6 protein-coding genes and 1 pseudogene are annotated in these 8,474 nt (G+C 73.7%); 3 read left to right on the top strand and 4 right to left on the bottom strand.

Annotated elements, in window-relative coordinates:
- Positions 1-15 precede the first annotated feature (15 nt).
- Positions 16-1,010 (bottom strand): annotated as a pseudogene (locus CCN39_RS39385) (ABC transporter permease).
- Positions 1,007-2,524 (bottom strand): sugar ABC transporter ATP-binding protein, encoded by a 1,518-nt coding sequence (locus CCN39_RS39380; RefSeq protein WP_086851096.1) that lies wholly within the window; start codon positions 2,522-2,524, stop codon positions 1,007-1,009. Before CCN39_RS39380 ends, CCN39_RS39385 begins: the two are co-directional and overlap by 4 nt.
- A gap of 151 nt (positions 2,525-2,675) precedes the next feature.
- Here CCN39_RS39380 and CCN39_RS39375 point away from each other — a divergent pair, with 151 nt between their 5' ends.
- Positions 2,676-3,713, top strand: coding sequence for a LacI family DNA-binding transcriptional regulator (locus CCN39_RS39375; RefSeq protein ID WP_086851094.1), 1,038 nt, complete (start codon positions 2,676-2,678; stop codon positions 3,711-3,713).
- A gap of 17 nt (positions 3,714-3,730) precedes the next feature.
- Here the strand turns inward: CCN39_RS39375 and CCN39_RS39370 are convergent, their stop codons facing one another.
- Positions 3,731-3,937, bottom strand: coding sequence for a ParB N-terminal domain-containing protein (locus CCN39_RS39370; protein ID WP_143264328.1), 207 nt, complete (start codon positions 3,935-3,937; stop codon positions 3,731-3,733).
- A gap of 124 nt (positions 3,938-4,061) precedes the next feature.
- On the opposite strand from CCN39_RS39370, the gene CCN39_RS39365 reads away from it, so the two are divergent.
- Positions 4,062-6,386 (top strand): glycoside hydrolase family 2 protein, encoded by a 2,325-nt coding sequence (locus CCN39_RS39365; protein ID WP_086851088.1) that lies wholly within the window; start codon positions 4,062-4,064, stop codon positions 6,384-6,386.
- A gap of 20 nt (positions 6,387-6,406) precedes the next feature.
- Here CCN39_RS39365 and CCN39_RS39360 read toward each other — a convergent pair whose 3' ends face one another.
- Entirely contained in the window at positions 6,407-6,769 is a 363-nt protein-coding gene (locus CCN39_RS39360; RefSeq protein WP_086851098.1) for a DUF488 domain-containing protein, read from the bottom strand.
- Between the two features lie 308 nt (positions 6,770-7,077).
- On the opposite strand from CCN39_RS39360, the gene CCN39_RS39355 reads away from it, so the two are divergent.
- Positions 7,078-8,474 (top strand): AfsR/SARP family transcriptional regulator (locus CCN39_RS39355; RefSeq protein ID WP_143264327.1); only part of this gene is annotated, 1,397 nt, incomplete at its 3' end.

Here is an 8,474-nt window from a genome sequence, read left to right as displayed (position 1 = left end):
CGCCGGTTTCCCTGGTCAGACATGGGAATCCCTCTTCTTCAGTGCCTTGGCGACCCGGACGGCGACCAGCCGGTCGGCGCGCTGATCCTGCTGGCCATCGGCGCCGACGATCGCCTGCTGCCAGAACTGGTTGATGTCGAGCACGGCCAGGGCGCTGCCGATGACGGTCAGCAGCAGCGCGCCGAGGCCCGCGCCCCAGACCGAGCCGCTGCCGCCGAACACCGCCACCCCGCGGCGGCGTCCACGGTGCCGAACCGGGCGGCGAACAGGACTCCGGCGAGCCCCGCGAGGGCGCCGCTGACCAGGAACGCCGCGCTGGTGTTGCGGCCGACCCGGATGCCGGCCAGCTGCGCGGCCTGCGGACTCGACCCCATCGCGTACAGCTCGCGCCCGGCGCGGTAGCTGCGCAGCACGATCCCGGCGGCGACGAGGACCAGCACCGCGATGAGGACCAGCCACGGCACGCCGAGTACCGACGCCGTGCCGAAGTCCAGGAAGGACGCGGGCAGCTTGTCGGCGTTGATCTGCTGGCCGCCGGCCCAGAAGTAGCTGACCCCGCGGAAGGCGTAGAGCGTGCCGAGCGTGACGACCAGCGCGGGCACCTGGCCGAAGCGCACCAGGGCGCCGTTGACCAGCCCGCACACCGCGCCGACGGCGAGCCCGGCGAGGATCGCGACGATCACCGGCAGGCCCGGGTTGTCCTTCATCAGCGTGCCGACGGCGAACGCCGCCAGGCCGAGCACCGAGCCGACCGACAGGTCGATGTTGCGGGTGATCATCACGATCGCCTGCCCGACGGCGAGCACCGCCAGGATCGCCGTCCCCAGCAGGATGTCGCGGATGCTCTGCCCGGACAGGAACCGGGAGTTCTGCGTCGCGGTGAACACCACCAGCACGATCAGGGCTCCGGCGATGCCGGATTCGCGGGCCTTCAGCACGTTCGCGGTCCACGAGCGTCCGGAGTGGACGGTCGGCTGCGCGGCCACGGGGGCCTCCTTCGTCGCGGTCATGCGGCGGCTCCCTGGCCCATCGCGGCGAACATGACCGAGTCTTCGGTCGCCTCGGCGCGCGGGAGCTCGGCCACGATCCGGCCTTCCCGCATCACCAGCACGCGGTCGGCCATGCCCAGCACCTCCGGCAGTTCCGAGGACACCATCACGATCGCGACACCTTCGGCGGCCAGCGCCGACATCAGCCGGTGGACCTCGGCCTTCGTGCCGACGTCGATGCCGCGCGTCGGCTCGTCCACGATCAGCACCTTCGGCGCCATCGCCAGCCACTTGGCCAGCACGACCTTCTGCTGGTTCCCGCCCGAGAGCGTGCCGACGGGATCGCCGAGCCGGCGGTACTTGGTGCGCAGGCGCTCGGTCCAGCGCCGGGCTTCCCGGCGTTCGCTCGCACCGGTGAGGAAGCCGAGCTTGGACAGGGCACGCGAGCGCGGCAGCGTCACGTTCCGCTCGATCGAGAGGTCCATGATCAGGCCCTGCTGGCGCCGGTCCTCGGGCACGAGGGCCACGCCGGCGGCCATCGCGGCCCGTGACGAGTGCGGCTTGAGCTTCTTACCGCTCACCTTGACGACCCCGGCGTCGCGTTCGTCGACGCCGAAGACGGCCTGGACGACCTCCGAGCGGCCGGAACCGACCAGCCCGGCGAACGCGACGATTTCACCGGCGCGCACGGAGAAGGAGATGTCGCGGAACACGCCCTCGCGGGCGAGGCCCTCGACCTCGAGCACGACCGCGCCGGGTTCGACGTCCTGCTTGGGGAACAGCGCGTCGAGGTCGCGGCCGACCATGCGCTTCACCATCTCCTCGACGGTGACGTCCTCGAGCGCGTCGGTGGAGACGTGCTTGCCGTCGCGCATGATCGTCACGCGCTGGCACAGCTCGGTGATCTCCTCGAAGCGGTGGGAGATGAACATGATCGCCGCGCCTTCCTGGCGCAGCGTCCTGGCGACGGTGAAGAGCCGCTCGACCTCGATCCGGGTCAGTGCGGCGGTCGGCTCGTCCATCACCAGCACGCGGGCGTCGGCGCTGAGCGCCTTGGCGATCTCGACGATCTGCTGGTCGGCGATCGACAAGCCCCTGGCGGGCCGGCCCGGGTCGATCCGCACGCCGAGGCGGGCGAACAGGCGCTCGGCCTCGGCGCGGATCGCCGCCCGGTCGATCCGGCCGAGGCTCTTGCGCGGGTGGCGGCCCATCACGATGTTCTCCGCGACGCTCAGGTCGGGGAACAGGGTGGGCTCCTGGTAGATGACCGCGATGCCGGCCGCCTTGGCGTCGGCGGGGGAACCGAACTCGACGGGTTCGCCCTCCAGCAGGAGCGTGCCGTCGTCGGGCCGGTGCACCCCGGCCAGCATCTTGACGATCGTGGACTTGCCGGCGCCGTTCTCCCCGACCAGCGCGTGGGCCTCCCCGGCGTGCAGCCCGAAGCTCACGCCGGCGACGGCCGCGACCGCGCCGAACGACTTCGTCACACCGCGCACCTCCAGCAGAGGGGCCCGGCCGGGGTCCTGCCGCGTCATCGCGACCTCCGGATTGAAAGGTTTCACAAATCTGGTGCGGTGAAGCTACTATGCGACGGAACGAGAAGTCAATGCATCCGCGAAGGCGTGGCCAAACGGCATCTTCACCTGGTCATTCGCGGTGATGTTACGTTTCAACGAGGGGGTCTTGATGGTCGTCAGGGAGCCCGGCGCCGAGCCGCGCGCGGCGGGCATGAAGGAGGTCGCGGCGGCCGCCGGCGTGTCCCTCGGCACGGTGTCCAATGTGCTCAACCGGCCCGACCGGGTCAGCCCGGCGACCCGGGCCAGGGTCGAGGCCGCGATGGCCGAACTCCGCTTCGTGCGCAACGAATCCGCGCGGCAGCTGCGGGCCGGGCGCAGCCGGGTGCTGGCCTACGTGATGCTCGACGGCAGCAACCCGTTCTTCACCGACGTCGCGGCCGGCATGGAAGACGCCGCGGACGCGGGCGACCTGTCGCTGTTCCTCTGCAACAGCGCCCACCAGCCGTCGCGGGAGGCGGCCTACCTCGGGCGGCTCGAACAGCAGCGCGTCCAGGGTGTCCTCATCACGCCGGTCGACCCGGACGCCCCGCTGCTGGGCGAGATCGCGCGCCGCGGCACCCCGGTGGTCGTCGTCGACCGGACACCGGAAGGCACGACGCACTGTTCGGTCGCGGTCGACGACGTCTACGGCGGCGAGATCGCCGTGCGCCACCTGGTCGAGCAGGGCCACGAGCGGATCGCCTTCGTCGGCAACCACACGGCGGTGGGCCAGGTCCGCGACCGCCGGCTCGGCGCGTTGCGCGCATTGGAAGCGGCCGGGCTCGGCCCGGACCACCTGGTCGACCTGACGACGACGGCCCTGACGGTGGCGGACGGCCGCGGCGCGGGCGAGCGCCTCGCGGGCCTGCCGGCGTCGGTCCGCCCGACCGCGGCGTTCTGCGCGAACGACCTGGTCGCCCTCGGCCTGCTCCAGACGTGCGCGAACCTCCGCATGAGCGTCCCGCACGACCTGGCGATCGTGGGCTACGACGACATCGAATTCGCGGCGGCGGCCGCGGTCCCGCTGACATCGGTCCGCCAGCCCCGCCGGCGACTGGGCCGCACGGCCGTGGAACTGCTGCTGGCGGAGGCGTCCGAAACCGAGCACGAACACCGGAAAGTCGTGTTCACCCCGGAGCTGGTGGTGCGCGCTTCGACCCTGCGCTGACCGCCCGGCCAGGACGTTCACCGGTCCTCCACCACGTCCGCGGGCAGTGTGTCGAAGCCCGCCTGCTTGGCCAGCCAAATGCGGTGGTAGCCGTTGCGCACGGTGTACCGCCCGTCCGAGCCTCGGCTCAGTTTCACCGCCGTGTCGCCGAAGAAGGCTTCATAGGTTCTCTCGTACGAAGCCGGCGTGCCCGCGAGTCCGGCGCGCGCGTCCAGCTCACGCATCTCGGCGAGCCCGGCTCCGGAACGCACGGCGGGTTCGACCCTGCGCTGAGCAACCCGCTGATCGTTTGTGACGTCTTACCGGTCACCAGCGATACCCCAGGGGAGCCCGAGCACGGAGGTCGCAATGGCCGACACGCACCCGCGGCTGTCCCGGCGTGGGTTCCTGGCCGCCGGTGGGGCTGCGCTTCTCGGCGTCGTCGCCGGGTCCGCCGGGCATGCCGCGCCCGGGGCGGACTCCGTGCGGCTGGGGGATTTCTGGCTGTTCGGGCGGTACGACGACGGGTGCACCGAACTCGGCTTCGACGAGATCGACCTCTCGCCGGTGCAGCTGCCCCACTGCGTCACGGCGCTTTCGTGGACCGGGTGGGACCCCGCGTCCTGGCAGGACCGGTGGGTCTACCGCAAGCACTTCACCGGGTCGGCGACCGAACGCCACACCGCCCGCTTCGACGGCGTCATGACGAACGCCGAGGTGCACCTCAACGGCCGGCTCGTCGCCACGCACGAAGGCGGCTACCTGCCCTTCGAGGTCGCGCTCCCGGACGTCGTGACCGGGGACAACGTGCTCGCCGTCGTCGTCGACGGGCGGTGGGCGCTGGACGTGCCGCCGAACCTGCCGCGCGGCGGGCCGTCGGTGATCGACTTCTACCAGCCCGCCGGGATCTACCGCCCGGCCACGGTCGGCGCGGTGCCCCGGATCCGGCTCGCGGACGTCTTCGCCCGGCCCGTCGACGTCCTCTCCCCCGGCCGGTCGCTGCACCTGACCTGCACGCTCGACGCGCCCGTCGTGGGAGAGGTGACCGCGTCGGTGCGGCAAGCGGGCCGTGAACTCGCCACCGGCTCCGCCGCGGTGCGCGGGACAACCGTCGAATTCGCCGTCGGGGGGCTCGAGGCGGTGCGGCTCTGGGACGTCGAGGATCCCGCCCTGTGCGACGTCGTGGTGACCGTCCAGTCCGGGAAACGCGCCCTCGACCAGCGGGTGGTGCGCACCGGCTTCCGCGACGCGCGGTTCACCACCGACGGCTTCTTCCTCAACGGACGGCGGCTCAAGCTGTTCGGCCTGAACCGCCACCAGTGGTACCCCTTCGCCGGCGGCGCGATGCCGGACCGCGTCCAGTGGCGCGACGCCGAGATCCTGCGCCGCGAGCTGAACTGCACCATGGTCCGCTGCTCGCACTACCCGCAGTCGAGCGCGTTCCTCGACGCCTGCGACGAGCTCGGCCTGCTGGTGTGGGAGGAGATCCCGGGCTGGGGCCACGTCGGGGACGACGCGTGGCAGCGGCGGAACCTGGCGGACGTCGAGGGGATGGTCGTGCGCGACCGCAACCACCCGAGCATCGTCGTCTGGGGCACCCGGGTGAACGAGGCCAACGGCACCACGGCGATGTACCAGCGCACCGGCCGGCTCGCCCGGCAGCTCGACCCGTCGCGGCCGACGAGCGGCGCGCTGGCCAGCACCACGCTCGGCCGGTTCGCCGGCACCGACGTCGAGGTCCTGGCCTACAACGACTACACCGCCCGGCGCGGAGCGCCCTTCCGGCTGCGCCCGCCGCGGCCGGGGGTGCCGTACCTGGTGACGGAGACGATCGGCACGCTCGCCGGGGCCCGTGCCTACCGGCGCGCCGACCTCCCGGCGGTCCGGCAGCAGGCGGAACTGCACGCGAAGGCCCACGATCTGGCCGCCGCCGACGACCGCTACTGCGGGCTGCTCGCGTGGTGCGCGTTCGACTACCCGTCGGGCTGGCAGCGATCGGTGGACGGGTCGAAGTACGCCGGGGTCTCGGACATCTTCCGGATCCCCAAGCCGGCCGCGGCCTTCTACGCCTCGCAGGGCGACCCGCGGGTGCGGGCGGTCGCGGAGCCCGGCTTCGCGTGGGACTTCACCACCCAGCCGTCCGGGCCCGGGAAAGGGGTGCCGATCTGGTCCAACTGCGACCGCCTGCTGCTGTTCCTCGACGACCGCCCGGTGGGCGAGGCCCGCAGCCGGCGCGCGGAGTTCCCGCACCTGCGGTACCCGCCGTTCGCCGCCGACCTGGTGGTGCCGAAGGGGCGGCGGCCGCAGCTGCGCATCGACGGTTACCTGGCCGGGCGGCTGGTCGTCAGCCGCCGGTTCAGCGGGGACCGCGGTTCGGACGTCCTCAGCTGCGTGCCCGACGATCCGCAGCTGCGCGCGGACGGGAGCGACGCGACCCGGGTGGTGGTGGCGGCGGTGGACCGGTTCGGGACGGTGCGCGCGGGGACGACCGGCCGGGTGCGCCTGACGCTGACCGGTCCGGGTGAGCTGGTCGGCGACCCGGAGCTGGACTTCGGCGCGACGGGCGGTGCGGCCGCGGTGTGGCTGCGGCCGTTCGCGGGACAGCCGGCGACGCTGACGCTGACGGCCCGGCACGAGAAGCTCGGCTCGGCCACGGCGACGGTCCGGGCGACGAGCCACGGGACGCGCCCCTGAGGCGGCCGGCCGTCGCGGGCTCACTGGCCGGTGAGCACCGCCGCGAGCACCGCCGCCTGGCTGATCGAGGGGGAACCGCTCGCCGTCAGCAGGGTCACCGGGCCGTCGCCGGCCAGCGCCCGCAGCCGTTCCAGGGCCGCCAGCCGATCGGGCTCGCGCAGCTCCGCCCGGTAGCGCTCGGCGAACTCCGCGAACCTCTCCGGGTCGTGGCCGTACCAGGTGCGCAGCTCGTCGGACGGGGCCAAGCCGCGGTACCAGCCGTCCAGCACCACCGACGTCCGGGCGGTGCCGCGGGGCCAGAGCCGTTCGACGAGCACGCGCACGCCGTCGGCGGGCCCGGCCGGGTCGGCCAGGCGCGCCACCCGGACGACCGTCGGCTGCATGCGCGCATTCTGCGTCGGGAGGACGCGGGCCGCCACCGGAGCTACCGCGTCCGGCGGAAGCTGCCCTGGGCAGCGAGCGAAAAGGGCCACCACGGCGACCGTGGAGGGGTCGCCGTGGTGGTCCTACCCCCAGCTCGTGCCGCCCGTGGAACAACGACAGCCGAATCAGCCGGTTCCTGGACTGGTGCACGCGCCGGCCGTGGACATCGTCGGGAGCATGTCCTGCAGCCCCGCCAGGATGGCGGACCGGGGCTGCACCACGCTTGCAGTACGCTTGCACGCCACGATCGGGTGAGGGAGGTGACCGGGTGGAGTTCCGCGTCCTCGGCGCCGTCGAGGCGACGGCGGACGGCGACCCGGTCGATCTCGGCTCCCGCAAGCAGCGCCTGGTCCTCGCCGTCCTGCTCCTCGAGACCCCGCGCCCGGTCACCGTCGAAAACCTCGTCGACCTGCTCTGGCCCGACGATCCGCCGGCCAGCGCGCGCAACACCGTCCAGGCGCTGGTCTCCCGCCTGCGCGCGGTGTTCCGCGCCGTCAGCGGCCCCGAGCTCGTCACCGAAGGCCACGGGTACGTCCTGCGCGCCGACCCGGACACCATCGACGCCCACCGCTTCACCGCCCTCGTCCGCCGGGCCCGCGCGGCCGGCGACGAAGCCGCCGTCGAACTGTTCGACGAGGCCCTCGCGCTCTGGCGAGGTGACGCGCTCGCCGGCGCCGCGTCCGGCGAAGTCGCCGAGCTCCTCCTCGCCGGGCTGAACGAAGCCCGCTGGAGCGCCCTGGAAGACCGCGTCGACGCGCAGCTGCGGCTCGGCCGGGGCCGGGCCGTGCTCGCCGAGCTGACGACCCTGGTCGCCGCGCACCCGCTCCGGCAGCGGTTCGTCGGCCAGCTCATGCTCGCCCTGCACCGCGAGGGCCGCACCGACGACGCCCTCGCCGCCTTCCGCGGCCTGCGCGCCCGGCTCGTCACCGAACTCGGGCTCGACCCTTCACCGGAGCTGACCCGGCTCGAGGCCGCGATCCTCGCCGCCGACCCGGCCCTCGACGCCGCGCCGGAGCCGGCGCCCGAACCGGTGCGCCCGGCCCAGCTGCCCCACGACGTCCGCGGCTTCACCGGCCGCGCCGCGGAGCTGGCCCGGCTCGACGAACCGGCGGATCCCGGCCCCGGGCCGGACATCCGCGTGGTCACCGGCACCGCCGGCGTCGGCAAGACCGCGCTCGCCGTCCGCTGGGCGCACCGCGTCCGCGACCGATTCGGTGACGGCCAGCTCTACCTCGACCTGCGCGGGTTCGACCCGGACCACGAGCCGCTCACCCCGGCCGTCGCGGCCGCGCAGCTGCTGCGGGCGCTGGGCACCGACCCCCGCGCCATCCCGCCGGACCCGGACGGCCGCACTGCGCTCTGGCGCTCGCTGCTGGCCGACCGGCAGGTCCTCGTCCTGCTCGACAACGCCCGCGACAGCGCCCAGGTGACGCCGCTGCTGCCGCCGTCCGGCACGGTGCTGGTCACCAGCCGCCAGCGGCTCGGCGACCTCATCGCCCGCACCGGCGCACGGGCGGTCCCCCTCTCCGTGCTGCCCGCCGAGGATTCCCGGCAGCTGCTGGAAACCGTGCTCGGGCCGCCGGCGGTCGCCGCCGAGCCGGCCGCGGCGGCGGAGCTGGCCCGGCTGTGCGGGCACCTCCCCCTCGCCCTGCGGCTGGCCGCGGC

Source organism: Amycolatopsis kentuckyensis, assembly GCF_002155975.1.
Classification (GTDB): Bacteria; Actinomycetota; Actinomycetes; order Mycobacteriales; family Pseudonocardiaceae; genus Amycolatopsis; species Amycolatopsis kentuckyensis.
Note: the sequence above shows the minus strand (reverse complement) of the source record. Positions and strands in the feature narration are given on the sequence as shown.